Annotated in this window: 24 protein-coding genes; 7 read left to right on the top strand and 17 right to left on the bottom strand. The window is 67.6% G+C overall.

The window, feature by feature from the left end; all coding sequences use genetic code 11:
• Positions 1–82: 82 nt before the first annotated feature.
• Positions 83–1,114 carry a carbon-nitrogen hydrolase family protein gene (locus J2S73_RS18655; protein ID WP_306887170.1) on the top strand — a complete coding sequence of 344 codons (1,032 nt, stop codon included), beginning with the start codon at positions 83–85 and terminating at the stop codon, positions 1,112–1,114.
• Positions 1,114–2,151 carry a phenylacetaldoxime dehydratase family protein gene (locus J2S73_RS18650; RefSeq protein WP_306887169.1) on the top strand — a complete coding sequence of 346 codons (1,038 nt, stop codon included), beginning with the start codon at positions 1,114–1,116 and terminating at the stop codon, positions 2,149–2,151. Before J2S73_RS18655 ends, J2S73_RS18650 begins: the two co-directional genes overlap by 1 nt.
• A 19-nt stretch (positions 2,152–2,170) precedes the next feature.
• On the opposite strand, the gene J2S73_RS18645 is transcribed toward J2S73_RS18650, so the two are convergent.
• From J2S73_RS18645 to J2S73_RS18630, 4 genes are all read right to left on the bottom strand, one after another.
• Positions 2,171–2,446 (bottom strand): hypothetical protein, encoded by a 276-nt coding sequence (locus J2S73_RS18645; protein WP_306887168.1) that lies wholly within the window; start codon positions 2,444–2,446, stop codon positions 2,171–2,173.
• An 86-nt stretch (positions 2,447–2,532) separates the two neighbouring features.
• On the bottom strand, positions 2,533–3,147 hold the full coding sequence (locus J2S73_RS18640) for an MSMEG_1061 family FMN-dependent PPOX-type flavoprotein (RefSeq protein ID WP_306887167.1): 615 nt from the start codon (positions 3,145–3,147) through the stop codon (positions 2,533–2,535).
• A 137-nt stretch (positions 3,148–3,284) separates the two neighbouring features.
• Entirely contained in the window at positions 3,285–4,982 is a 1,698-nt protein-coding gene (gene ilvD / locus J2S73_RS18635) for a dihydroxy-acid dehydratase (RefSeq protein ID WP_306887166.1), read from the bottom strand.
• A gap of 123 nt (positions 4,983–5,105) precedes the next feature.
• The gene (locus tag J2S73_RS18630) at positions 5,106–5,513 is read right to left on the bottom strand and encodes a RidA family protein (RefSeq protein ID WP_306887165.1); all 408 of its coding nucleotides are present in this window, start codon (positions 5,511–5,513) and stop codon (positions 5,106–5,108) included.
• A gap of 64 nt (positions 5,514–5,577) precedes the next feature.
• On the opposite strand from J2S73_RS18630, the gene J2S73_RS18625 reads away from it, so the two are divergent.
• Entirely contained in the window at positions 5,578–6,150 is a 573-nt protein-coding gene (locus J2S73_RS18625) for a TetR/AcrR family transcriptional regulator (RefSeq protein WP_306887164.1), read from the top strand.
• 95 nt (positions 6,151–6,245) lie between these two features.
• Here the strand turns inward: J2S73_RS18625 and J2S73_RS18620 are convergent, their stop codons facing one another.
• From J2S73_RS18620 to moaB, 3 genes are all read right to left on the bottom strand, one after another.
• Positions 6,246–8,957, bottom strand: coding sequence for a bifunctional acetate--CoA ligase family protein/GNAT family N-acetyltransferase (locus J2S73_RS18620; protein ID WP_306887163.1), 2,712 nt, complete (start codon positions 8,955–8,957; stop codon positions 6,246–6,248).
• Positions 8,958–9,207: 250 nt separating this feature from the next.
• Positions 9,208–10,035 carry a universal stress protein gene (locus J2S73_RS18615; protein WP_306887162.1) on the bottom strand — a complete coding sequence of 276 codons (828 nt, stop codon included), beginning with the start codon at positions 10,033–10,035 and terminating at the stop codon, positions 9,208–9,210.
• Between the two features lie 297 nt (positions 10,036–10,332).
• The gene (gene moaB, locus J2S73_RS18610) at positions 10,333–10,902 is read right to left on the bottom strand and encodes a molybdenum cofactor biosynthesis protein B (RefSeq protein ID WP_306887161.1); all 570 of its coding nucleotides are present in this window, start codon (positions 10,900–10,902) and stop codon (positions 10,333–10,335) included.
• Between the two features lie 169 nt (positions 10,903–11,071).
• Here moaB and J2S73_RS18605 point away from each other — a divergent pair, with 169 nt between their 5' ends.
• On the top strand, positions 11,072–11,728 hold the full coding sequence (locus J2S73_RS18605) for a ceramidase domain-containing protein (RefSeq protein ID WP_306887160.1): 657 nt from the start codon (positions 11,072–11,074) through the stop codon (positions 11,726–11,728).
• Positions 11,729–11,826: 98 nt separating this feature from the next.
• Positions 11,827–14,148: an NADP-dependent malic enzyme gene (locus tag J2S73_RS18600; RefSeq protein ID WP_306887159.1), complete on the top strand. Its 2,322-nt coding sequence runs from the start codon at positions 11,827–11,829 to the stop codon at positions 14,146–14,148.
• A 115-nt stretch (positions 14,149–14,263) separates the two neighbouring features.
• On the opposite strand, the gene J2S73_RS18595 is transcribed toward J2S73_RS18600, so the two are convergent.
• From J2S73_RS18595 to J2S73_RS18580, 4 genes are all read right to left on the bottom strand, one after another.
• Positions 14,264–15,271 (bottom strand): ABC transporter substrate-binding protein, encoded by a 1,008-nt coding sequence (locus J2S73_RS18595; RefSeq protein ID WP_306887158.1) that lies wholly within the window; start codon positions 15,269–15,271, stop codon positions 14,264–14,266.
• A 228-nt stretch (positions 15,272–15,499) separates the two neighbouring features.
• The gene (locus J2S73_RS18590; protein ID WP_306887157.1) at positions 15,500–16,288 is read right to left on the bottom strand and encodes an ABC transporter permease; all 789 of its coding nucleotides are present in this window, start codon (positions 16,286–16,288) and stop codon (positions 15,500–15,502) included.
• Positions 16,285–17,151 (bottom strand): ABC transporter ATP-binding protein, encoded by an 867-nt coding sequence (locus J2S73_RS18585; RefSeq protein ID WP_306887156.1) that lies wholly within the window; start codon positions 17,149–17,151, stop codon positions 16,285–16,287. The genes J2S73_RS18590 and J2S73_RS18585 overlap by 4 nt, the downstream gene beginning before the upstream one ends.
• Positions 17,152–17,385: 234 nt before the next feature.
• Positions 17,386–18,414 (bottom strand): KpsF/GutQ family sugar-phosphate isomerase, encoded by a 1,029-nt coding sequence (locus tag J2S73_RS18580; RefSeq protein ID WP_306887155.1) that lies wholly within the window; start codon positions 18,412–18,414, stop codon positions 17,386–17,388.
• A 375-nt stretch (positions 18,415–18,789) separates the two neighbouring features.
• Here J2S73_RS18580 and J2S73_RS18575 point away from each other — a divergent pair, with 375 nt between their 5' ends.
• Positions 18,790–20,028, top strand: coding sequence for a lytic murein transglycosylase (locus J2S73_RS18575; RefSeq protein ID WP_306887154.1), 1,239 nt, complete (start codon positions 18,790–18,792; stop codon positions 20,026–20,028).
• 41 nt (positions 20,029–20,069) lie between these two features.
• On the opposite strand, the gene J2S73_RS18570 is transcribed toward J2S73_RS18575, so the two are convergent.
• Positions 20,070–20,447 (bottom strand): MerR family transcriptional regulator, encoded by a 378-nt coding sequence (locus tag J2S73_RS18570; protein ID WP_306887153.1) that lies wholly within the window; start codon positions 20,445–20,447, stop codon positions 20,070–20,072.
• A gap of 169 nt (positions 20,448–20,616) precedes the next feature.
• On the opposite strand from J2S73_RS18570, the gene J2S73_RS18565 reads away from it, so the two are divergent.
• The gene (locus J2S73_RS18565) at positions 20,617–21,411 is read left to right on the top strand and encodes an alpha/beta fold hydrolase (RefSeq protein WP_306887152.1); all 795 of its coding nucleotides are present in this window, start codon (positions 20,617–20,619) and stop codon (positions 21,409–21,411) included.
• A 38-nt stretch (positions 21,412–21,449) separates the two neighbouring features.
• Here the strand turns inward: J2S73_RS18565 and J2S73_RS18560 are convergent, their stop codons facing one another.
• The 5 genes from J2S73_RS18560 to J2S73_RS18540 all read right to left on the bottom strand — a co-directional run bounded on the left by J2S73_RS18560 (position 21,450) and on the right by J2S73_RS18540 (position 24,060).
• On the bottom strand, positions 21,450–21,707 hold the full coding sequence (locus J2S73_RS18560) for a type II toxin-antitoxin system Phd/YefM family antitoxin (protein ID WP_306887151.1): 258 nt from the start codon (positions 21,705–21,707) through the stop codon (positions 21,450–21,452).
• A gap of 47 nt (positions 21,708–21,754) precedes the next feature.
• Positions 21,755–22,777: a hypothetical protein gene (locus J2S73_RS18555; protein WP_306887150.1), complete on the bottom strand. Its 1,023-nt coding sequence runs from the start codon at positions 22,775–22,777 to the stop codon at positions 21,755–21,757.
• Between the two features lie 29 nt (positions 22,778–22,806).
• On the bottom strand, positions 22,807–23,418 hold the full coding sequence (locus tag J2S73_RS18550; RefSeq protein WP_306887149.1) for a LysE family translocator: 612 nt from the start codon (positions 23,416–23,418) through the stop codon (positions 22,807–22,809).
• Positions 23,419–23,485: 67 nt separating this feature from the next.
• Entirely contained in the window at positions 23,486–23,785 is a 300-nt protein-coding gene (locus J2S73_RS18545) for a type II toxin-antitoxin system RelE/ParE family toxin (protein WP_306887148.1), read from the bottom strand.
• A complete protein-coding gene (locus J2S73_RS18540) occupies positions 23,782–24,060 on the bottom strand; it encodes a type II toxin-antitoxin system ParD family antitoxin (protein WP_306887147.1) in 279 nt (92 codons plus the stop codon). The genes J2S73_RS18545 and J2S73_RS18540 overlap by 4 nt, the downstream gene beginning before the upstream one ends.
• Between the last annotated feature and the right edge of the window lie 58 nt (positions 24,061–24,118).

Raw genomic sequence — 24,118 nt, 5'->3', positions numbered from 1 at the left:
AGGCAAGAGCGGGATCCGGATCGTCCCTATCATCGGGGACGGGAACAGCTTTCGTCATCGACCCATAGAGCGGAGAACCGTCATGCCGGTCCAGCATCCGAAGTTTCGCGCCGCCGCCGTTCAGGCCGCCCCCGTCTTTCTCGATCTCGACGCCAGCATCGACAAGTCGATCGCACTGATCGAGGAGGCGGCGAAGAACGGCGCCGAGCTGATCGCCTTCCCGGAAACCTTCCTGCCCGGCTATCCCTGGTTCATCTGGCTGGATTCGCCGGCCTGGGGCATGCAGTTCGTCCAGCGCTACCATGACAACTCGCTGGTCTACGGCTCGCCGGAGGCCGACCGGATCGCCAGGGCGGCCAAGGACAACGCCATCACCGTCGTCATGGGTCACAGCGAGAAGGCCGGCGGCAGCCTCTATATGGGCCAGTGGATCATCGGCCCGGACGGCGAGACCATCGCCATGCGCCGCAAGCTGAAGCCGACCCACGTCGAGCGCACCGTCTTCGGTGAGGGCGACGGCTCCGACCTCACCGTCTATGACACGCCGCTCGGCCGCATGGGGGCGCTGTGCTGCTGGGAGCATCTGCAGCCGCTGTCGAAATACGCCATGTACGCCCAGAACGAGCAGGTCCACATCGCGGCCTGGCCGAGCTTTTCGCTCTATCGCGGCGGCGCCTATGCGCTCGGCCATGAGGTCAACAACGCCGCCAGCCGGATCTACGCGGTGGAGGGAAGCTGCTTCGTCGTCGCCCCGTGCGCGACGGTCTCCCCTGAAATGATCGAGATGCTGTGCGGCGACGACATGAAGAAGCAGCTTCTGCTCGCCGGCGGCGGCTTCGCCACGATCTTCGCCCCGGACGGCCAACTGATGCACGAGCCGCTGCCGGAAAACGAGGAGGGCCTGGTCTACGCCGATCTCGATCTCGGCATGATCTCGCTCGCCAAGGCCGCCGCCGATCCCGCCGGCCACTATGCGCGTCCGGACGTGACCCGCCTGCTTCTCGACAAGACGCCGGGCGACCGGGTGCTCCTGACGGAAGGCGGAGGCCGGTCGCCGTTTCCCGCGGCTGATGAGCCGGTGCTCGACGCCGACGAGGATGCGGAGGTGCACTGATGGAATCGGCGATCCCCGAGCATCTCGCGAAGGAGCGGACCCGCCATCGCCGGATCCCCGACGACTACGCGCCGCCCTATCCCTCGTTCTCGGCGCGCTACCGGCCGGGCGTGACCCGGGTCGCGATGGCCTATTTCGGGCTCCAGGTCCGGCCCGGCGACGAGGCGGCGGCCGAGCCCGCGCTTGCGGCGATGGCCGCGGCGTTCGGCAAGGGCGAAGGGCCGGGCCACTGGGACCGGGCCCGCACCGTCGACGCCGCCGGCTTCGTCACCATCCTCTCCATCGCCTACTGGGACGACCCGGACGCCTTCCGGCGCTGGTATGCCGCCCACGGCGCCTTCTGGACCGGGACGGGGCCGGGCGACGACCGGCTCGGTACCTTCGTCGAGATCCTGATGCCCGGCGTGGAGCGCTACGAGACGCTGTTTTCCTCCGCCGACCGGGCGGAGGGCGTGGCGGTCGTCTCCGACGGCATGAGCGGGATGGTGCAGGAGCACGCCTACTGGGGCGGGATGCGCGACCGGATCCCGCTCTCCCAGACCGATGCGATGGAGCCGCAGGGTGCGCCGCGGATCGTCGAGGCGGACGGCGTCCTGAAGGTCGTTCCCCACGGCAACATCTGCCTGATCCGCTCCGGCCAGGACTGGTCGGACACGGACGGAGACGAGCGGCGGATGTACCTGGAGGAGGTCGAGCCCGTTCTGAGGGCCGGGATGGACTTCCTGCGCGACGAGGGGCTTTCCTGCGGCTGCTTCGCCAACCGCTACATGGATGTGGTCGGGGCCTCCGGCGGGGCGACCGACAAGACCTTCGGCATGAGCTGGTGGACCAGCCTCGCCGCGCTCGAGCGCTGGGCGGAATCGCACCCGACCCATGTCGCGATCTTCGGTGCGGCGATGAAATATCTGATGACCGTCGGCCCGGATGCCCGGCTGCGCCTCTATCACGAGGTCACGGTGGCGGCCGCCGACGAGCAGATCTTCGAGTACCGCAACTGCCATCCGGCCACGGGCATGCTCCGCGCCGGCGGCGGCTGAGCGCGGAACGGTTCGTGCTCTACTCGCCGCCGTGCTGGTAGACGACCACCCGGGGAGCCCGGCGCTTACGGGGCCCCGTATCGGGCTGTTCGTGGTGCCTCGTTATCCGGCTGACCGTCCCGGCCACCAGAAAGACCAGGCCGATCAGGATCAGCATGAGATAGACGGCCGGAGCGCTCTGACCGCCGTCGGGCGCACCGATGGACGCGCTTCGCCAGCTCCCGACCGCGGTCTCCAGAAGGACCGTGATGCCGGCGAAGACGAATGCGGTGCCCGCCGCGATCATCAGTTTCATGTGGGTCTCCGCTCCCGCCATACGAGAGCGGCCAACACCCGGGGCCAGTGAATGGTTCCGCCTGTGGTGCGTCGAGGCGGGCGGGCTCAGTACAGGTTGGTGCGCATCGCCGTGTCGTAGTGGGCGTCGATCTCGTCGCTGGTCAGGTCGTCCAGCTTGCGCATGCGCTTGGTCATCTTGCCGATCGACGGCACCGACTGCCTGTCCAGACGGGAGTCCTCGGACCAGAGCCTGGCCCGGTTGATCGCCTTGCCGCAGTGGAACAGCACCTCGTCGATGGCCACCACGATCGCCGTCTTCGGCGTCTTTTCGCCTTCCTTCAGGCGGTCGAGCAGATCGGGATCGACCGACAGCCGGGCCCGCCCGTTGATGCGCAGGAAGACCTCCAGACCGGGAAACAGGAACAGCATCGCGACCCGGTCGTCGGCGGTCACGTTGCGCATCGATTCGATCCGGTTGTTTCCGGGCCAGTCGGCGAACGCGACCGTCTTCTCGTCGATCACCTTCACGAAGCCCGCCGGTCCGCCCCGGGGTGAGGCGTCCAGGCCGCTCTCCCGCCCGGTCGCCAGACAGAAGAAGGTCGCCGCGCGGAGATAGTCCTCGTGGAAGTCGATCAGGCGGTCGAGCACCCCCTGCTGGATCGCTTCGGAGGGCGGATCGTAGAGCGCGTCGAGGTCAGGCTGAGCCTCCTGGTCGGCCATGAGACGGGTCCTTCTGTCGGCAATGGGGAGCGTACGCCCTTCGGCCGTTGAAGTAACGCCGATGAACGGGAAATGTCCATCACTTCAATAGTTTATAGGAGTTCCGAGGAGGCCGGTGCCCGGCGCCGGCCGTCCCGTCACCGCGTCAGGTCAGGCCACTCGGCCGCGCCTTCGTGGGTCACGGCGCCCTCGTGGGCCGGGCCGACCAGCTTCGCATACTTGCCGAGCACGCCGGCCGGATGCTTCGGGGTGTGCGGCGTCCAGGCGGCGCGCCGGCGTTCCATCTCCGCCTCGTCGACGAGCAGGTCGATCTTGTGCTGCTTGGCGTCGATCAGGATGCGGTCGCCGGTCTCCACGAGCCCGAGCGGGCCGCCGGTCGCCGCCTCCGGCGAGACGTAGCCGATGCACATGCCCCGGGTCGCGCCGGAGAAGCGGCCGTCGGTGATCAGTGCGACCTTCTCGCCCATCTGCTGGCCGTAGATCAGCGCCGTCACGCCCAGCATCTCGCGCATTCCGGGGCCGCCCACCGGCCCCTCGTTGCGGATGATCAGCACGTCGCCGGCCTCGTACTGGCGCGCGGCGACAGCCTTCGCGCAGTCGTCCTCGCTTTCGAAGACGCGGGCGGTGCCCTCGAAGACGAGGGTCTTCATGCCGGCGACCTTCAAGACGGCCCCGTTCGGGGCGAGCGAGCCCTTCAGGATCGCCAGTCCGCCGTCCGGGCTGATCGGCGTGGCCGGCGAGCGGATGACGGTGCCGTCCGGGTCGGGTGCTGCGCCATAGGTTTCCGCCAGGCTCTTGCCGGTGACGGTCAGCGGCGAACCGTCGATGTGGCCGCTCTCGATCAGGGCGCGGATGACCACGGCGGTGCCGCCGATCTCGTAGACGTCCTTGGCGTGGAACCGGCCGCCGGGGCGCAGGTCCCCGATCAGCGGCGTGCGCGCGAACACCCGGTCCACGTCGTCGATGTCGAAGGCGATGCCGGCCTCGTTGGCGATCGCCGACAGGTGCAGCGCGGCGTTGGTGGAGCCGCCGGTGGCCGCCACGATCGCCGCCGCGTTCTCCAGCGAGGTGCGGGTCAGGATTTCGCGGGGCAGCGGACCGCCGCGCTCCAGCATTTCCATCACCAGCCGGCCGGCCTGCTCGGCCGCCTGGGCGCGCTCGGAATAGACGCCGGGGATCATCGAGACGTTCGGGAAGGAGAGGCCCAGGGCCTCTGAAACCATCGCCATGGTGTTGGCGGTGAACTGGCCGGCGCAGGCGCCGACGGTCGGCTTGCAGGCGCGCTCCAGCCGGGCGAGATCGGCCTCCGACATGTGGCCGGTCTGGACCGCGCCGATCGCCTCGTAGGCGTCGAGGACCGACACGTCCTTGCCGTCAAACCGGCCGGGCAGGGCGGCGCCGCCGAAGATGAAGATGCCGGGCACGTTGCAGCGAACGATGCCCATCAGGACGCCGGGCAGGGTCTTGTCGCAGCCGCCGAAGCCGATCAGGGCGTCATAGGCGTGGCCGTGGACCACGGCCTCGATGGAATCGGCGATGATCTCGCGGGACACCAGCGAGAGCTTCATGCCCTCGTGGTTCATGCCGATGCCGTCGGAGACGGAGATGGTGGAGAACTCCCTCGGCGTGCCGCCGCCTGCCTGCACGCCCGCCTTGGCGGCCTCCACCTGGAAGCCGTGGGTCATGTTGCAGGGGGTCTGCTCGCCCTTCATGGAGACGATGCCGACCATGGGCTTCGCGATCGCGTCGTCGTCCAGCCCCATCGCGCGCATGAACGCCCGGTGCGGGGTCCTGTCGAGCCCGATCTTGGTGACGTCCGACCGCAAGCGCTTCATGCTGATTCCCTCCAGATTGCCAAGCAGCCGGCACAATAGAGGAAATCAAAACGAGGTCGATCACGCTCTGGTGGTGCTCCCGACGGTCTTTGAACCTGCGTGCGGGCCGGCCTGCGGGCGGCCTCAGTCGGGCAGTCGGACCACGAGCTCCATCTCGAGCTGAAGGTCGGGGGCCGCCAGAGCGGCGACGCCGACCCCTGTCAGGCTCGGCTGCTCGCCCTCGAAAATCCCGAACAGCTCGGAGCTCGCGGCAGCCAGCCGGTCGGGGGTGAGGTCCACCATGTAGACCCGGGCCATCACCACGTCCTTCATCGTGGCGCCCACGGCGGCAACGGCCGCCTTCGCGTTCGCGCCGACGATCTTCGTCTGCTCGACCAGGTCGTCGGGCGCCGGCTCGCCGTTCGGCCGGACGGCAACCTGCCCGGAAATGAAGGCCATCGGGCCCGGCTCGACCCGGGTGATCTGGGAATAGCCGATCGCGCCCGCGTCGGGCAGCGTCGGCGGGTTCAGGCGGATGATGGACGCGGTCATGGATCTCACCTATCAAGGGATGCGCTAGTCGTCTGTTATCTAAAACTCTACATATGTAGTGGATATGTCAACACAGAAAGAAAGCCGCCGTACGGCGATCCTGGATGCGGCGATCGACCTCCTCGCCAGCCGGGGGCTGGAGGGCGTCACCCACCGCGCCGTCGATCAGGCGGCGGGGCTGCCCCAGGGGTCCACGACCTACTATTTCCCGAAGAAGGCGGCGCTTCTGGCGGCCACCGCGCACCATCTCGCCGAGCTCCTGGAGAAGGACTGCGAGGATCTGCAGGTCGGGTTCGCGGAGAAGGTGGCCTCGGACGGCATGGACGCGGCCGTCGCCCATGTGGCGGGCGAACTCGTCGCCTATACCGAGAATGCCCGCCACCTGTTTCTCGCCCGCATCGAGCTGACCCTGGCCGCGGCCCGTCGGGAGGAACTGGCGGGCGTCGGCGACGAACTGACGGCGGCGGCGCGCCGGCCCATCGCGTTCTTCTTCCGGCTGATCTCGGAGGGACGCACCGACGTTCCGATCGAGGCCTGCGCCGGGCTGATCGATGGTATCTCGCTGATGTACGCGATCGGCCAGGGACCGAAGCCGACGACGGATCAGGTCGCCCAGGTCTTCCGGGCGATGCTGTAACGAAGGCCAAAAAACCAGCGCGCGACCGCGCGCCGCCCGGTCAGGGCGCGCCCGCGCAGCCGCGAGCGAAGCGAGCTGACTTGAGCGAAAAGATCCTAACTATGCGGCTTGCGCAGGTCGGCATGGAAGCTGACCGTCGTCGTGGCGACGGGTAGGTGCACCTCCACCAGCCCCTCGTCGTCGGGCACGCGCTTCACGGTGAAGCCGAGCGCCTCGCACAGCGAGATCATCGTCGTGTTCTCGCGCAGCACCTCGCCCACGATTTCCTCCAGCCCGTCGGCCCGCGCGTACTCGATGATCAGGCTCATCAGCGCCCAGCCGAGGCCCTGGCCCTTCAGGTCGGAACGCAGCAGGATGGCGTACTCGCCGACCCTGTGGTCCGGATCCGCATGCAGCCGGACGGAGCCCTGGATCTCGCCGGTTTCCGGATCGTGCGCCACGAAGGCGATCGCCCGGGCATAGTCGAGCTGGGTCAGCCGGGCGAGCATCGCATGGCCGATGTGGCGGAGCGGCGCGAAGAAGCGCAGCCGCAGGTCCTCCGGGTCGATGGATTCCAGAAAGGCCTTGTAGGCGGGCTCGTCCTCCGGGCGGATCGGCCGGATCTCGAACACGCGCCCGTCCCTGAGGGTCAGGTTTCTGACCCATTCGCTCGGGAAAGGCCGGATCGACAGGCGCGGATGGCCGAGGCGGCCCGGCGCGGTTTCCGCCGGCGCGATCTGCACCCTGGCATCGCCGACCCGGGCCTGGCCGCCGCCGACGAGGATCGGTGCGAGGTCGACCGCGCGCACGTCCGGACATTCCACGGCGAGCTGGGCAAGCCGCACCAGCGCCAGGCACAGCGCGCCACGGTCGGTGTCGGGGGCCTCCACATCGCCAGGCAGTTCGAGCCCGAGGGTGGCCAGCATCTCGTCGGCCAGCCGCAGGTCCAGCGGCGGCAGGGCGGCGGCGACCGGTGCGCTTGCCGCCGACGCCCCGGAATAGGCGAGCACGAGCGCCGGCCCGAAATCGGGGTCGTCGACGATGCCGGCCACCAGCGCGGTGGTGTCTTCCGAGGAAAGCGCCGGTTCCAGCACAACGGCCTGGGGCACCGGGGCGGAGGAGGCCGTCGCGCCGCCCGACAGGATAAAGGACGCGAGCCGCTCGGCGCCGACCGCGCTGGCAACTTCCACGGCGAGCTGCGTGCTGTGTCCGCGTTCCGTCTCCGGGCCGATGCGGCAGCACGAGGCGACCTCGAGCATTGCGCGCGCCGCCTCGAACGTCTCCTGGGGGGTGCGGGCCCGCACCCGCTCCACCATGTCGAGACCGAAGCTCGACAGGAGGGTCCTCGTATCGGGTTCCGACAGCTCCGAGAGGCCCGCCGACAGCGCGGCCCCGATCACGGTGGGGGCGGTGTCGCGGGCCGGATGTGCGCGCTCGGGACCGGCGGGCGGGGTCGAGGCGAGCTGTTCCTGGCCACGGGCGTAGCCGACGAGGTGGAGAAAACTGCGCACCGCCGCTCCCGGCGAGCCGCGCACCAGCACGCCCGCCTCCGAAAGCCGCAGCGCGTCCTCCTGCGCCAGGTCGAGAAGCACCGCGAGGATGGGCTTGGGTCTGAGCGCCTGCTTGCGATGGGCGGTCGCGGCGTCGATCAGCACATCGACCAGCGGCGCCACCGGCGCGACGGCCGTGGGCGCGGCGGCGACCAGAACCCCGTTCGTCTCCCGGTCTGCCAGAAACGCCGCGATCGCGCTGGCGAACGTCTGCGGATCGGCGTCGTCCTCCAGCACGGCGGGATTGCCGGGCGCGACGTGGCGGCGGACGAGGGGGGCCAGCGCGGTGCAGGTTTCCTCGCCGGGAACGGAGAGCTGTCCGTTGCCGGCCGCAAGCCGGTCGGCGGCGAGCGAGGCGAGGCTGCGGCCGTTGGCGACGACCCCGAGCCGGCTGCCGTTCGGCGCCTTGAACCGGGTCAGGGTCTCCGCCGCCTCGAACACCTCGTCGATGTCGAACACGCGGACCAGGCCCGCTCGGTCGAAGGCCGCGTCGTAGATGCGGTCGCTCGGGGCAAGGGCGTCGCACAGGCTCTTGAGCGGGCGCGGAAGATCCCGCGTCACGCCCGAGCGCAGCACCACCACCGGCTTGACCCGGGCCGCCGCCCGAGCCGCCGACATGAACTTCCGAGGATCTGAGATCGTCTCGATGTGGACCAGGATCGCGCGGGTGCGGCCGTCGACCGCGAACCAGTCCACCAGATCGCCCACGTCGACGTCGGCCTTCTGCCCGAGCGAGACGACGCCGGACAAGCCGAGCCCGTGCGCGTCGGCCCAGGCGAGCGTCGCGTTGACCAGCGCGCCGGAGCGGGCCACCAGGGCAAGATCGCCCGGCCGGGCCGAATGGGCCATCAGCGACGCGTCCAGCCCGACGCCCGGGACCCGCACACCGAGGCTTCCGGGTCCCACCAGGCGCAGCGTGTGCCGCCGGCCCGCCTCGAGAGCGGCCGCGATCGTGTCCTCGGGCCAGGCGTCGTAGCTCGCCGAGGCGGCGATCACCGCCCTGGTTCCGGTTTCGGCGAGCGCCGCGATCGTCTCGACCGCGTGTTCGGGGCCGCCCAGATAGATGGCGAGGTCCGCCGAGGCCGCCGGATCGCCGAGCGCGGCCGGCTCGAAGCCGGGGCAGGGACCCTCGATGCCGATCGCCCACCGGTGCCCGAGGGAGTTGGAGGCGGACAGACGGGCTGCGAGCTGGTCGCGATGGGCCGGGCCGAGCCGGTCCGGACCGACCAGGGCCACGGAGCGCGGCCGCAGGAGGGCGTCGAGATTGCGGATCGTCATGCGCCACTCCTCGCTCGCACGGTCTCGGTTGGGTCCTGCCGCCGGGAAACATATGGCGGCGTGCGGGGGGACATATGGCGGATCGGACGCGACGGCCACATGACCGGGACCTGTCCGGTCAGGGCCTGACGCGGCCGCCGGCGGGCGGGATGCCGCGCTCGGTCCTGACCTGGACAAAAAAACGGGCCGGCACGCGGGGGCGCGCCGGCCGCAATCTCATCTGCTCCGCGTGGTGCCGCGAGGCAGGAGCCTAGTGCGCCATCACCACCGGGATCGTCATGGATTCCAGCATGCTGCGGGTGGCGCCGCCGACCACGAACTCGCGGAAGCGGCTGTGGCCGTAGCCGCCCATCACCGCCATGTCGATGCCGTTGTCGGAAATGTAGTTCAGAAGCGCCGCGGCGACGTCGCCCGACGGGGCCGGCACGTGGTCGATCGACACGTTGAGGCCGTGGCGGGACAGGTACAGGGCCACGTCCGCGCCGGGTTCCCCGGCATAGCGGTGTCCGTTGTCCACGATCACCACGGTGATCTTCTCTGCGAACGGGAGAATGGGAAGGGCCGCATGCACGGCGCGCGACGCGGTGACGCTGCCGTCCCAGGCGATCATCATGTGCTTGGTCTGGAAGGCGCCGCGGGAGATGTACGGCACGACCATCAGCGGCACGCCGGTCTCGAACAGAAGCGCCTCGATCAGCGTCGCGCGGCCGGGCTCGGTGGAGTCCGGCTTGTCCTGGCCGATCACGGTCAGGTCGGAGAGGCGGGCGCGGTGGACCAGGCCGGTTGCCGCGCCTTCGACCAGATGGAACCGGGCCGATTCGCCGCTCACGCCCTGGACGCGCACCAGCTCGTTGAACGTGGCCAGCGCCTTGTCGGCGACCTCGACGGACGCCGAGCGGGCCTGCTCCAGTATGTCGGCGGGCAGCGGCCCAGCCAGATAGGCCGGCGTGATGGGCTCGAGGACAGGCGCCATCCCCGTGATGTGGGCGTCCGCGCGGGACGCCAGATCGACGGCTAGCCGCGCCGGAGCCTGATCGCCGGAAAGATCGGTGACGACGACGATGTCTTTAACCTGCATGGAGGATCTCCTGTCCGTTCCCTTCCCGCCCCTGCGGGGAGACTTTTTTGCCCGATGCCCGTCGGGTCCGTCGTGCGGAGACAGTGACGGTGTGCCCGCCCGGGCCATTCGAAGCCGATCAACCCGCCTGAGCCGCGAGCCCCTCGCCGGGACGAGGTCGTTCGTGACCACATCGTTTAGGGGGACACCATGGCGCCCGCCTTGATGCCGATCAACAGGCAAAAACGGCTGGCCGTTGTTGCATCCTGGAGGAAGCCGCCTTGGACGCCGCATCCCCGGGCCGACCCGGCATCGGCCTCAGGCCGAGCGGCCTTCGCCCCGCGTGGCGCCACGCCGCTGGCTTTCCGACAGGCGCGGCATGATCTCCACGAAGTTGCAGGGCTTGTGCCGGTAGTCGAGCTGGGCCTTCAGGATGCCGTCCCAGGCGTCGCGGCAGGCGCCGGGCGAGCCGGGCAGGGCGAAGATGAAGGTCCCCATGGCCACGCCCGCAACGGCCCGCGACTGGATCGTGGACGTGCCGATCGACTGCATCGAGATCTGGTGAAAGACCGTCGAGAAGCCGTCCATCGTCTTGTCGAACAGCGGCGCGACCGCCTCCGGCGTCACGTCCCGGCCGGTGAAACCGGTTCCGCCGGTGATGATGACGACGTCGACCTGCGGATCGGCGATCCAGCGGCGCACGGCCGCGCGTATCTCCACGATCTCGTCGGGGCAGATCGCCCGGGCGGCCAGCCAGTGTCCGGCCTCGGCGATGCGCCCGGCCAGGGTGTCGCCCGACCGGTCGTCGTCCGGGGTGCGGGTATCGGACACGGTCAGAACCGCAATGGAGACCGGAAGGAAGGTGCGGTTTTCGTCGAGGGTCGACATGGATCGGCTCCGAGCTTGGCGGGCGCGGCGATGATGTCGGCACATGGTCCCCCTTGCAAGTCGGCCCGGCTCGGTGACCCCGCGATCTGGCGGATTGATCGCGACACCGATACCTGCTCGACTGACCTGTCCTGATCTGCCCGACGAGGCGAAGGGACGAGGTGTGGCGGTGGACGGTAAGCTGGATCTCTATTGCGAACGGACCGGGCCGGAATTCTGGTCGGAGCCGCTCAATGCCATCACCAATGCGGCGTTCCTGGTCGCCGCCGTCATGGCCTTCCTGGCCTGGCGCCAGCGCCCCGCCGACTGGCCGGTCTTTCTGCTGATCGGGCTGACCGCCCTCATCGGGATCGGCTCGTTCCTGTTCCACACCTTCGCGGAGCGCTGGGCGGCGATCGCCGACACCGCTCCGATCGGCGTGTTCATCCTGGGCTACTTCGCGCTCGCCATGCGCCGCTTCTTCTCCCTGTCGGTGATCTGGACGCTGGTCCTGCTGGCGGCATTCGTCGCCTTCTCCGTCCTGTCGGTGCCGCTGTTTGAGCGGGCGGTCGGCGGGTCGGCGGGATACATGCCGGCGCTCGTCACGCTGGTCTTCGTCGGTACGCTCTTGGCCAGTCTCGGCAAGCGCCGCGCACTCGGTCTGCTCGCCGCCGGCGGCGTGTTCGCGGCGTCGCTGGCGTTCCGCATTCTGGACGAGCCGGTCTGCGCCCATCTGCCGATCGGGACGCACTTCCTCTGGCACGTCCTCAACGCGACGGTCCTCTACATCCTCACACGCACCGCGATGCGGTCGAAATCCGTTGGCCGCGCCGAGCGCATGAGATAGCGGCGGCAAGAGGCGCGCCCTTCCCAACTGCTTGCTTTCCAAGCGCCTTGGTCGCGGGTTAGGAAGGGTCAGGTCCGGCCGCGAACCGAGAGGGTGCCATGTCGCAGATGAAACCGTCGAGCGAGACACTCGACGACGCCGCGCTCCGCTATCACCAGAACCCGCTGCCGGGAAAGCTCGAGATCCAGGCGACCAAGCCGCTGGCCACCCAGCGCGACCTGTCGCTGGCCTATTCTCCGGGCGTCGCCGCGCCCTGCCTGAAGATCGCCGAAGACCCCACCCTGGCGCTGGACTACACCGCCCGCGGCAACCTCGTCGCCGTGATCTCCAACGGCACCGCCGTGCTCGGCCTCGGCTCGATCGGGGCGCTGGCCGGCAAGCCGGTGATGGAGGGCAAGGCGGTCCTCTTCAAGAAGTTCGCCAACGTCGACGTCTTCGACATCGAGGTGGAGGAGCGCGACGTCGACAAGTTCTGCGATGTGGTCGCGGCCCTGGAGCCGACCTTCGGCGGTATCAACCTGGAAGACATCAAGGGCCCGGACTGTTTCGAGATCGAGGATCAGCTGAAGGCGCGGATGAACATCCCCGTCTTCCACGACGATCAGCACGGCACCGCGATCATCGTGTCCGCCGCCGTCACCAACGCGCTGTCGCTGTCCGGCAAGAAGATCGAAGACGTCAAGATCGTCTGTTCCGGGGCAGGCGCAGCCGCGCTGGCCTGTCTCAACCTGCTCGTGTCGCTGGGTGCGGACCGGAAGAACATCTGGGTCTGCGACATCGACGGCGTGGTCTACGAGGGCCGCGAAGCGAGCATGGACCGCTGGAAGTCGGTCTATGCCCAGGCGACCGACAAGCGGACCCTCGGCGAGGTGATCGACGGCGCCGACATCTTCCTCGGCCTGTCCGTCGGCGGCCTCCTGAAGCCGGAGATGGTGACGCGCATGGCGGACCATCCGCTGGTCCTGGCGCTGGCCAACCCGACCCCGGAGATCATGCCGGACCTCGCCCGGGAAGCGCGCCCTGACGCGCTCATCTGCACCGGCCGGTCCGACTATCCCAACCAGGTCAACAACGTCCTCTGCTTCCCCTACCTGTTCCGCGGCGCCCTCGACGTCGGCGCCACGGCCATCAACGAGGACATGAAGCGCGCCGCCGTCCAGGCGATCGCCGACCTCGCCAAGGAGGAGCCGTCCGAGGTCGTCGCCAAGGCCTATGGCGGCGTGACCCGCACCTTCGGCCCGGACTATCTCATTCCCTCGCCGTTCGATCCCCGGCTGATCCTGCGCATCGCGCCGGCCGTCGCCCGGGCTGCGATGGACTCCGGCGTCGCCGTCCGGCCGATCGAGGATTTCGACGCCTATCGCGACCGGCTGAACCGGTTCGTCTTCAAGACCGGCGTCCTGATGAAGCCGATCTTCGCGGAGGCCAAGACCAAGACCCAGCGCATCGTCTATGCCGAAGGCGAGGACGAGCGGGTGCTGCGCGCAGCCCAGGTGATCCAGGAGGAGGGGCTCGCCGAACCGATCCTGATCGGCCGGCCGAAGGTGATCGAGAGCCGCGCCGAACGCTACGGGCTGCGCCTCGTCCCGGGCAAGACCATCGAGGTCATCAATCCCGAGGACGACCCGCGGTTCCGGGACTATTCCGATCTCTATTTCAGCCTGGTCGGACGCGACGGGGTGACGCCGGACGCCGCCCGCACCGCGGTCCGGTCGAACACGGCGGTGATTGGTGCGCTCGCGGTCAAGCGGGGCGACGCCGACGCCCTGATCTGCGGGGTGGAGTCCCGCTTCGATTCGCTGTTCAAGGACATCCGGTCGATCATCGGCTGCGCGCCCGGCGTGGAGTCCATGGCCGCCCTGTCCATCCTGATGGGGCAGTCGGGCACCTACTATCTGGTGGACACCGCCGTGTCGGAGGACCCGACCGCGGAGGAAATCGCCGAGATGACCAAGCTCGCCGCGCGCCAGGTGCGCCGGTTCGGGGTGACGCCCAAGGCGGCGCTTCTGTCCCATTCCAGCTTCGGTTCGCGCGATTCCGCCTCCGCCCGCAAGATGCGCAAGGCCGCCGAGATCCTGTGGCGCACCGAGCCGGATCTGGAGGTCGACGGCGAGATGAAGGGCGACGAGGCGCTGTCGGAGATGATCCGCAGCCGCTCCATGCCGGACGGCAGGCTCTCCGGCGAGGCCAATCTCATGGTCTTCCCGAACCTGGATTCCGCCAACATCGCGCTGACGCTGATCAAGGAAATGACCCAAGCGCTGCACATCGGGCCGCTGCTGCTGGGTGCCGCCCAGCCGGCCTATATCGTCGCCCGCTCGACCACGGCGCGCGGCGTGGTCAACATGACGGCGGTCGCAGCGGTGGAAGCGGCGAACCGGGCGGCGGCGGCGAAAGGCCGGGTCCCCGCCGACGACTGAGCCGGTCCGGTCACCGGGCCGGACTGCCGGCCGAAGGCCGATGCCGGGCGCTCGGGTGCGCACAAAAAAGGGGGCCTTGCGGCCCCCTTTCAGGTTCGAAGCTCACCGCCCGGACCTACTTGCCGTGCGCCTTTTCGACGAAGGCGTTGGTGTAGGTGGTGGTGATGTCGATATTGGCGTCCCGCACGGCCGGGTCGCCCGCGCTGAACACCTTCAGCACGGCTTCCGCACCCTTCGGGTCCATCATGCCGGTTTCCGAATACATGCTCATGGTGTTCTTCAGGGCGGCCAGATAGGCCTCCTTGTCGTTGCCGACCATCTCCTCCGGCATCTCCGCCATGATCTCTTCCGGCGTGTGGCTGTGGATCCAGTCCAGCGTGGCGACCATCGCATTCACCAGCGCCTGGGCCTCTTCGGGGTGATCTTCGATCCAGGAGGCCTTGGTGTAGATCGCACCGCCCGGATAGTCGCCGCCGAACACGGCGCGGGTGTCCTTTTCGGTCCGCGTGTCGGCGAGGAGCGTCAGGTCCGGATACTTGGTCTCCAGCACGGTGACGGCGGGGTCGAGCATCACGGCGGCGTCGATCTGGCCCTGTTCCATGGCGGCGATGGCGGTGCCGCCGAGGCCGACGCCGATCACGGAGGCTGCGTCACGCTCCAGGCCGGCCTGCTGCAGCTGGTATTTCAGGAAGTAGTCGGTGGAGGAGCCGGGCGCGCTGATGCCCACCGTCTTGCCCTTGAGGTCGGCGATCGTCTTGATCTCGCCGGTCTGGTCCGGCGACACGACGATGACCAGGCCCGGAAAGCGGTCGTAGACCACGATCGCCTTGAGGTGCTGGCCCTTCGCAGCCAGCGCGACGGTGTGATCGAAATAGCCCGACACCACGTCCGCGCTGCCGCCGATCACGGCCTTGAGCGCCTGGGAGCCGCCCTTGAAGTTGACCATGTCGACGTCGAGGCCGGCCTTCTCGAAGTTGCCGAGCTGCTTGGTCAGAACCGTCGGCAGGTAGCACAGGCAGCCGGCGCCGCCGATGGCCAGCGTCACCTTTGACTGGGCCGCCGCGGCGCCGCCCATCATGAGCAAGGCCGCCGCGACGGTGGCCAGTTTGCGTAGCGTCTTCATTGTCGTTCCTCCCATTGTGAAACCACGACCCTGCCCACCGCTGGGATGGACAGATGCGGCGGGCCTGCTGGCCCGTCGGTTGGATGGCGTCATCGGCCCGATGCCGGCGGCGCTGGAGCCTTTTCCGATCAGGAGGAAACACGCCCGATCGATAAGAAATGGCCCTAGAGTCAATAGGTTGAGCATTTCCCGTCCGTTCAGATCGGATCAATCCGAACGGGAAATGCTCTAGTGTCCGCCGCTACCCGGCTCGGGGCGCCAGACGAGAAGGCGGCGTTCCACCAGGGTGACGCCGAAATCGATCACCAGCACGAACGCGGCGAGAACCAGCATGCCGGCGAACACGCCGGCGACGTCGAACATGCCTTCCGCCTGCTGGATCAGGTAGCCGAGGCCCGCGGCCGAGCCGAGATACTCGCCGACGACGGCACCCACCACCGCGAAGCCGATCGAGGTGTGCAGCGACGAGAACACCCAGGACATGGCGGACGGCATGTAGACGTGGCGCAGCAGCTGGCGCTCGTTCATGCCCAGCATGCGGGCATTGGACAGCACCGTCCGGTCGACCTCCTTCACCCCCTGGTAGACGTTGAAGAACACGATGAAGAAGACCAGCGTGAAGCCAAGCGCCACCTTCGACCATATGCCGAGCCCGAACCAGAGGGTGAAGATCGGGGCCAGCACAACGCGCGGCAGGGCGTTCGCCCCCTTCACGTAGGGGTCGAACACCGCGGCGAGCCGTGGCTGGCGTGCGAACCAGAAACCGATGACGATGGCGGCCACGGCGCCGATGATGAAGGCGAGGGCGGCTTCCGCCAGCGTGATCCAGAGATGGTACCAGATCGTGCCGCTGGCGAACCACCGCCATACCTGGTCCGCCACGTCGGCGGGGGTGGAGAAGAAGAAGGCGGTCTGGTTCGGGTCGCCGACAAGATGGGTGGTGGTGACGATCTGCCAGACGACGATCGTGACCACCGCGACGGAAATCTGCAGGGTGACGAGGAGGACCTTGTTCATTCCGCTTCTCCGTCGGCGAATCCGGGATAGGCTTTCAGGACTTCCTTCTTGAGAATGTGCCAGATATCGCGGTGCAGGGCCTGAAATTCGGGATCGAGCTTGATCTCGCCGATGTCGCGCGGGCGCGCCAGCGGAATCGGGAAGTCGCCGATGATCCGGGCGGCGGGGCCGGCCGACATGATCACCACGCGGTCGGAGAGCGAAATCGCCTCCTCCAGGTCGTGGGTGACGAACAGAACGGCCTTGCGGTTCTCCGACCACAGCCGCAGCAGGAGATCGCCCATGATCAGGCGCGTCTGCGCGTCGAGCGGGCCGAAGGGCTCGTCCATCAGGATGATCTCGGGATCGCGGATCAGCACCTGGGCGAGCGCGACGCGCTTGCGCTGGCCGCCGGAGAGCATGTGCGGATAGCGGTCGGCGAACGGGGCGAGGCCGACCCGCTTGAGCCAGGCGCGCGCCTGGTCGCGGGCGTCCTTCCTGCGCACGCCGGCCACTTCCAGCCCGATGGCGACGTTCTCGACCGCCGTCTTCCACGGCATCAGCGCATCCTGCTGAAACAGGTAGCCGGCACGTTCGTTGAGCCCCGCGATCGGGCCGCCGAAGATGGACACGCGTCCGCTGGCCGGCTTGAGCAGGCCGGCTGCCGCGTTCAGCAGGGTGGATTTTCCGCAGCCTGTCGGCCCGACGATCGCGACGAACTCCCCGGCCGCGACCTTCAGGTCGGCCTCTTCCACCGCCCGGAAGGTCTTGCCGCCGGCAACGTCGAATTCGATGGCGATGCGGTCGAAGAGAACCGCCTCGTCGGCCGAGCCGATGGATTGGGTTTCGGCGCCTGCGATGTGCGCGTCTGCGGCCGAAGGCATGCAAGGATCTCCCGTTCGATCTCCCCGGCACCCTACATGGAAATGCCGGGTCCGGCGCCTCTTGGACCGATTCCTTGTGGATTTCCAGTCGCGGGCGCGATGACGGTCGAGGCCGGAGGCCGGTCGGGAGACCCGTTTCGGGGGCGGCTGTTGCGCCGACTTTTCCTGGGATTTGGCGTTCTTCTCAGCAAAGCCGGACGCGAAACCGGTTCCCACTTTCGCTGGGATTTGCTCTCAGGCCACCCCGGTGCGCAGCAGGTCGTGCAGGTGGACGATGCCGACGGGGCGCGACCCTTCCACGACGAACAGCGCGGTGATCGCCGAGGCGTTGAGCCGTTCCAGCACGGTGCCGGCCAGTTCGCCGGGCTCGGCGGTGCGCGGCCCCGGGCTCATCACGTCGTCGACCCGCTTTTCCAGAAGGTCGGGGCCGAGATGGCGGCGCAGGTCGCCGTCGGTGATGATGCCGACCAGATGGCCGAGATCGTCGACGATCCCAAGCGCGCCGAACCCCTTGCCGGTCATCATGACGATCGCTTCGGTCATCCGCGTGCCGGACGGCGCGAGCGGCACGGCGTCGCCGGTGTGCATGACGTCGCGCACGTGCTGGAGCCGGGCGCCGAGCTTGCCGCCGGGATGAAAGACCTTGAAGTCCTGGGCGGTGAAGCCGCGCGCTTCGAGCAGGGCGACGGCGAGCGCGTCGCCGAGCGCCAGCATCAGCAGCGTCGAGGTGGTCGGCGCCAGCCCGTGCGGGCAGGCTTCCGTCGCCTTGGGCAGTTCGAGCACGACGGTCGCCGCGCGGCCGAGGGCCGACCTGCGGTTCGACGTCATCGCGATCACGGGCACCCGGAAGCGGCGCGCATAGGCGACGATCTGGGCGAATTCCTTGCTCTCGCCGGACCAGGAGAGCGCCAGCACCGCGTCCTCCTCGGCGATCATGCCGAGATCGCCGTGGCTCGCCTCGGCGGCGTGCACGAAATGGGCGTGGGTGCCGGTCGAGGCCAGCGTCGCCGAAATCTTCGCGCCGATGTGGCCGCTCTTGCCGACGCCGGTGACGATGACCCGCCCCTTCTTCGCCCGGCTTTCCTGGATCGTCGCGATCGCGTCGCGGAACCCCTTGCCGAGCCCGTTGCCGATGGCCGCCTTCAGGCTGGCGAGACCCGCGATCTCGGTATCCAGGGTGCGGGCGGCGGAGAGGATCGCGTCGGCGGGCTGATCAGGGCGGGGGGCGTCGTGCGAAGCGGTGGTCTTGGCCGGAGAGGTCATGGGCGGAAGCGGATCTTTCTCTTGTCGGACGGCCACAGGACGGTCGTCTTCTGATAGCGCTCGCGAAAGCGTGATTCCACAGGCAACGCCCGGTCATCCTCTGCAAAATCGGCAACACGATGTCGCGTGCCGCACCCGGGACGCAGCCGCCACCCTTTCTTAACCGCATTATGGTTACCAGAATGCGAGTGGAAGGCGGGAGTTCCGGTGCCGCGCGCGGACCGGCGTCCCGTTTTCCGACTGCGATCATGCTCTGCAGACCTGGGCCGCAGCGCTCTCGTCAGGCTGGTCGTGACCTCAGCCCCGGCTTCCGGCGGCCGGCCGCGACACCGGCCCACCGGGATGCCCTTGCCGCTTCGACGGGATGTTACGGTTATGGCGAACCTGTTTGCTCGTTTTCTCCGGCCGGCCCTCCAGGGGTCCGTGACGGCCGCGCTCGGTCTCTCCGTTCTGGCCGCCGGCCTCGCATCGGTGCCGGCCCCGGCCGCCGCGCAATCGTTCCAGTCCTGCCTCAACAACCTGTGGCCGGCCGCCCAGCGCGCCGGCGTCTCCCGGCAGACCTATACCCAGGTCACCGCCGGCATGACGCCGGACCCGGACACCGTCCGGCTGATGGGCAAGCAGTCGGAGTTCGTGAAGCCGATCTGGGAATATCTCGATTCCGCGGTCTCCTCCTCGCGGATCACCACCGGCCGCCAGATGCGCCAGAAATACGCCACCCAGCTCGCCGCCATCGAGCGGCGCTACGGCGTCGATTCCAACGTCGTGCTCGCGATCTGGGGCGTGGAGACCAGCTATGGCGGCTTCATGGGCCAGCACAACGCGCTGCGCGCGCTGGCCACGCTCGCCTGCGAGGCCCCCGACCGGACGGAGTACTGGCGCCAGGAATTCGTGACCGCGCTGCAGATCGTCCAGGCGGGCCACATCACGCCCGACCGGATGGAAAGCTCCTGGGCCGGCGCCATGGGCCACACCCAGTTCATGCCGTCCAGCTGGCGGCAGTACTCCGCCGACTATGACGGCGACGGCCGCCACGACATCTGGACCAACCAGCCGGACGCGCTGGCCTCCACGGCCAACTATCTGAAGTCGTTCGGCTGGGAGGCCGGCAAGACCTGGGGCTACGAGGTCGAGCTGCCGGCCGGCTTCGACTATGCGCTCGCCGACGAGGAGACCTGGCGCTCGCTCGCCCAGTGGCGCCGCCTCGGCATCACCCGCACCCGCGGCCGCGAGTTCCCGCGCCCGTCCGACCAGGCCTTCCTGCTGCTGCCGGCCGGCGCCAACGGTCCCGCCTTCCTGATGCTGAAGAATTTCGAGGTCATCAAGCGCTACAACAACGCGACCTCCTATGCGCTCGCCGTCGGCCATCTGGCCGACCGGATCATCGGCGCCGGCCCGATCGAGAAGTCGTGGCCGCGAGGCGACCGGCCGCTGTCGCGCTCCCAGGTGCGGGAGATGCAGACGCTGCTCACCCGCAAGGGCTTCGACACCGGCGGCGTCGACGGCCGCGTCGGCCCGATGACCCGCTCGGCGATCCGCGCCTACCAGAAGCGCACCGGCCAGATCGCCGACGGTTACGCCTCCGTCAAGCTGCTGCAGCAGCTGAAAGGGTAGGGGACGGCGCTGGTCGGGCGTTCCCTCCGACGGGCGAGGGTCTACGCCGCCTTCTCCTTCTCCGCCGTGCCGGTTTCGATGCGGTCCAGATAGCCGGCAAGCAACTGCCGGCTGCGGGCGAGGCTGTCGATCCGCGCGTCCAGATCGTGGATCCGGCCGCGCACGGCCGCGAGCAGATCCGGACAGGGATCGAAATCGGGCCGGTCGTCGGTCACGCAGGGAAGGAAGGCCCGGATCGCGTCGAGCTTCAGGCCGGCCTCGCCCAGCATGCGGATCCGCCGGACCGTGACCGCGTCGGCCTCGTCATAGTCGCGATAGCCGCTGGCGCGCCGCGCTGGCGACAGCAGCCCTTCCTGCTCATAGTAGCGCAGCATGCGCACGCTGATGCCCGTGCGGCGGGAGAGCTGACCGATCTTCATGCGTCGTTCCCGTTGGTGTCATCTTCGCGCTTGACCCTGACAGCGCTGTCAGACCGTACGCCTCATTCGTGGGCGAGGCGAGAGGCGCCGCGCCGGCCGTCCCGGACGGACGGAATGCTGGGATGGTGGTGGCGCGGCGGCGCCACGCCGAATGACAGGAGACATCGAAATGCCGACGGTCGAGCACAACGGAACGCAGGTTGCCTACCAGGTCGACGGGTCGGGGCCGGCGCTGGTCATGATCCACGGGACCGGCGGCAGTGCCGAGCTCAACTTCGGCCATCTGGTGCCGCGCCTTGCGGCCCGCTTCACCGTGGTGCGGCCCGACTATTCCGGCGCCGGCGAGACCGTCGATCCCGGCGGCGATCTCACCACCGAGCGGCTCGCCGGCGAGGTGATTGCGGCGGTCGACGCCGCCGGCGTGGAGACGTTCGATCTCGTCGGCTTCTCGCTCGGGGCGGCGGTCGCGATCGAGCTGGCGGCCCGGCATCCGCAGCGGGTGCGCCGGCTGGTGCTTCTGGCGGGCTTCGCCCGCTCCGACGACGCGCGCATGCAGCTGGAGTTCGGGCTGTGGCACGACCTGGCGCTGAGCGATCCGGAGACGCTGGCGCGCTGGCAGATGATGACCGGCTTCAGCCCGGATTTCGTCAGCGGGCTCGGCAGCGCCGCCGTGGAGGAGGCGATCGCCGACAACGTGGCCCTGCGCCGCTGGCCCGACGTCGCCCGTCAGGCCGACCTGGACCGCACCCTCGACGTCCGGGACGCGGCGCGCCGGATCATCTGTCCGACGCTCGTGATCGGTTGCCGGCTCGATCACATCGTACCGCCCGCCCACAGCCGGGAGCTCGTCGAACTGATCCCCGGCGCCCGCTATGCCGAGCTGGAGAGCGGGCACATCGCGGTCATCGAGCAGCCCGACGCCTTTCTCGATCTGCTGACCGGATTTCTCGGGTCCGGATCGTAGGGGTCAGGGCCGTCAGTCGTGATAGCGGCACTGGGCGATCAGGAGGCGGTCTCTGACGTGGCGCTTGCCTCGCCGCCATCCAGATCTGAGACTGCCATCAACAGCCGGTCGGCATTGCGCGGGCTCTGCAGAAGATAGCGGCTATCCTGGCAGCAGGCGAAGTCCTCCAGCGACATCAGGACGGCGACCGGTTTGCCTCGGCCGCGGATAATGATCACCGGCTCGTGGTCGTTTGTCACCCGGCCGAGGGCGTCGGCCAGATTGCGGCGAAGGTCGCTGTAGGATGTCGTGCGCATGGCCCTATTATTCGCGTTAGAATGCAAATCGAGTATTCGCGACGACATCATTCAATTCCGAGCTCGCTATTCGAAATTATATCAGGATAAAATTTGTTCACGAGTTCGAGGGGCTTAAATTCGGTCCCCCAAATCGCCCTCCGCTCTTCGCCGGGCAGCTCCCAAAATTTGGATAGCGCCTCCCTGTTGGCGAAATGGCCGTACAATATCGGATTCGCAACGATCTTCGTTAAGGCGTGACGCGCGACAGACGAGATGAATATCTCTTGTCTGGCGATCTCTAGCAATTTATCTCTAATTCTCGGAGAGAGGAGATAATCTTCATTTAGGTGCTCTACGTCGCTCCGAATTCTGTATATTCGATCCATCGTATTGTGATGATTCTCTCCAATAAAAAGTTCCGTACGACTTTTGAATTGCCGTCTGGTCTTTCCGGGCGATGCTAATATTAAGCCTTCTATGCATCTTGAAAACTGGTGTATTCTATCAATAATTTCGGGTCTCTGCCTGGCTTCTTCATAAAGTCTGAGGATGCGGTTGATGCGCCAGCTTCCTTGTGGTTCAGGGTTGTTTTTATGCCAATATAGGCTTTTTCCAAGCTCAAATGCGGTTCTAAGGTCCCTCGCATCTATTGCCGGTTGGATGGTGCCAATTGAGGCTTTCGGGGGGTCAATCCTAGCATATTCTCGCAAGGAAAGCTTGGAGGATACTTTCCCTCCCCCTATCCGAATAGGTGCCGACCAGCTGTGAAATGAACTTGAGAGAAGAAGGCCGATATACTGGAGCCAAGACGCTTGATTGTGTCTTTGATTTTCTCCATCAAGGACTTTAGGAGTCTCGGATGTAGATTTGCTGACTAAGATAAGATTCGTATCCTTGATCTCTTCAATATGGATTTCTCCGATCCAGCTGCTCCATTCAGAATTGAGAGTAATTTTCCAATTTGGCAAAATTGCCAGCTGTTCGCCTTCATCAAAGACAGGGTCAGTGTCTTCGGTCAGGTCGCAGGCAATACAAATAGCGGAGAATTTTTCTCCCTCTTGGATCCAGTCGGCAAGTTCAAGAGCCACCGGCTTTCCTCGAGCTTTTCGTTGTTGCCCTACCGTTCCGCCAGCGCCAGCTTGACGCCCAGCCCGACGAAGGCGGCGGCGAAGGTGCGGCGCATCCAGGCCATGACGCGGGGCCGGGCGAGCACATGGGCGCGGACGGCGGCGGCGAACACGCCGTAGACGGCGAACACCGTGAACGTCATCGCCATGAACACGCCGCTCATCTCCAGCATGCGGGCCAGCGCCTGGGGCTCGCCCGGCGTCACGAACTGGGGCAGGAAGGCGAAGAAGAAGATCGAGAGTTTGGGGTTCAGCACGTTGACCATCAGCGCCTCGACGATGGTCCGGCGCACCGAGCGGGGCGCCACGTCCGCGTCGACGCGCAGCGCCCCGGTCTCCTTCAGGGTCTGCCAGGCCATGTAGATCAGATAGGCGACGCCGAGGATCTTCAGCGTCTGGAAGGCGACGGCCGAGGTGTGGAGGAGAGCGGCCAGCCCGGTGATCGCCGCCGCCATGTGCGGAATGATCCCGAGCGTGCAGGCGAACGCGGCAATGACGCTCGCCTTCGCGCCGCGCGACAGGCCGGCGGCCAGCGTGAACAGGACGCCGGCGCCCGGCGAGATGACGACGATCAGCGACGTGATCAGGAAGTCCAGGCTCATGGGGGGATCTCCGGCGGGCGCGAGGCAGGCGTCACTTGATGGTTTAAACGAGCGAACGTGTTGCAACTTACAGCATACTGTCCCAATCGCGACCGCCATAGAACAGTCTCAGGATCGTTACCCGGTGCTCATCGACTGAAATTGCAATCGTGACGCGCCGCTCGAAGCCGAGGATGCGCAGACCAGGGCGGATGTCGTTGCGCAGGTGGCCGCGTTCGGGCGCCGTTTCGAGACCGGTGCAAAAGGCTTCTATTCGGGCGATGTAGCCGATCGCCGTCGCTTCGCCGGCCCGATCGGCGACCCAGTCATAAAGGGCTATAAGATCGTCTTCGGCCTCGGGCGCGAAGACGACCGGCCAGCGCTTCACGCACCGTCCTTCAAACTCGCCGAATGGCGGGCACGAATGGCGGAGAAGACCTCCTCGCTCGTTCGAGAGCGATCCGGGTCGGCCTGCATGGCGTCATAGGTGGGCGCCACTTCCTCGCGCAGCCAGGCCTCCACTGCTTCGTTGCGCTCCTTGAGAGCGCGCAATCCGGCCCGCACGACCTCACTGCCTGAGGCGTAAGAGCCTGACGCGACGAGCCCGTCGATGTAGGCGACGTGTTCGCCCGGGAGGCTGAAGGTCCTCTTTTCGCTCGGCATGCTGATCTCCTTTGGATGAGGATAGCATGGCGGTGTGAATTAATCATACCGCATTGCC

Source organism: Amorphus orientalis (assembly GCF_030814015.1).
Taxonomy (GTDB): Bacteria; Pseudomonadota; Alphaproteobacteria; order Rhizobiales; family Amorphaceae; genus Amorphus; species Amorphus orientalis.
The sequence above is the reverse complement of the archived record's forward strand: the minus strand, read 5'-3'. Positions and strand labels throughout refer to the sequence as shown.

Bases quoted from the DNA above. Each gene is read 5' to 3' on its own strand.
- moaB (WP_306887161.1), bottom strand. From the start codon at position 10,902: ATGTCGACCCTCGACGAAAACCGCACCTTCCTTCCGGTCTCCATTGCG.
- J2S73_RS18565 (WP_306887152.1), top strand. From the start codon at position 20,617: ATGCCGACGGTCGAGCACAACGGAACGCAGGTTGCCTACCAGGTCGAC.
- J2S73_RS18640 (WP_306887167.1), bottom strand. From the start codon at position 3,147: ATGGCCGACCAGGAGGCTCAGCCTGACCTCGACGCGCTCTACGATCCG.
- J2S73_RS18620 (WP_306887163.1), bottom strand. From the start codon at position 8,957: ATGACGATCCGCAATCTCGACGCCCTCCTGCGGCCGCGCTCCGTGGCC.
- J2S73_RS18615 (WP_306887162.1), bottom strand. From the start codon at position 10,035: ATGCAGGTTAAAGACATCGTCGTCGTCACCGATCTTTCCGGCGATCAG.
- J2S73_RS18625 (WP_306887164.1), top strand. From the start codon at position 5,578: ATGTCAACACAGAAAGAAAGCCGCCGTACGGCGATCCTGGATGCGGCG.
- J2S73_RS18580 (WP_306887155.1), bottom strand. From the start codon at position 18,414: ATGACCTCTCCGGCCAAGACCACCGCTTCGCACGACGCCCCCCGCCCT.
- J2S73_RS18560 (WP_306887151.1), bottom strand. From the start codon at position 21,707: ATGCGCACGACATCCTACAGCGACCTTCGCCGCAATCTGGCCGACGCC.
- J2S73_RS18570 (WP_306887153.1), bottom strand. From the start codon at position 20,447: ATGAAGATCGGTCAGCTCTCCCGCCGCACGGGCATCAGCGTGCGCATG.
- J2S73_RS18595 (WP_306887158.1), bottom strand. From the start codon at position 15,271: ATGAAGACGCTACGCAAACTGGCCACCGTCGCGGCGGCCTTGCTCATG.
- J2S73_RS18590 (WP_306887157.1), bottom strand. From the start codon at position 16,288: ATGAACAAGGTCCTCCTCGTCACCCTGCAGATTTCCGTCGCGGTGGTC.
- J2S73_RS18650 (WP_306887169.1), top strand. From the start codon at position 1,114: ATGGAATCGGCGATCCCCGAGCATCTCGCGAAGGAGCGGACCCGCCAT.
- J2S73_RS18655 (WP_306887170.1), top strand. From the start codon at position 83: ATGCCGGTCCAGCATCCGAAGTTTCGCGCCGCCGCCGTTCAGGCCGCC.
- J2S73_RS18540 (WP_306887147.1), bottom strand. From the start codon at position 24,060: ATGCCGAGCGAAAAGAGGACCTTCAGCCTCCCGGGCGAACACGTCGCC.
- J2S73_RS18550 (WP_306887149.1), bottom strand. From the start codon at position 23,418: ATGAGCCTGGACTTCCTGATCACGTCGCTGATCGTCGTCATCTCGCCG.
- ilvD (WP_306887166.1), bottom strand. From the start codon at position 4,982: ATGAAGCGCTTGCGGTCGGACGTCACCAAGATCGGGCTCGACAGGACC.
- J2S73_RS18645 (WP_306887168.1), bottom strand. From the start codon at position 2,446: ATGAAACTGATGATCGCGGCGGGCACCGCATTCGTCTTCGCCGGCATC.
- J2S73_RS18585 (WP_306887156.1), bottom strand. From the start codon at position 17,151: ATGCCTTCGGCCGCAGACGCGCACATCGCAGGCGCCGAAACCCAATCC.
- J2S73_RS18600 (WP_306887159.1), top strand. From the start codon at position 11,827: ATGTCGCAGATGAAACCGTCGAGCGAGACACTCGACGACGCCGCGCTC.
- J2S73_RS18575 (WP_306887154.1), top strand. From the start codon at position 18,790: ATGGCGAACCTGTTTGCTCGTTTTCTCCGGCCGGCCCTCCAGGGGTCC.
- J2S73_RS18630 (WP_306887165.1), bottom strand. From the start codon at position 5,513: ATGACCGCGTCCATCATCCGCCTGAACCCGCCGACGCTGCCCGACGCG.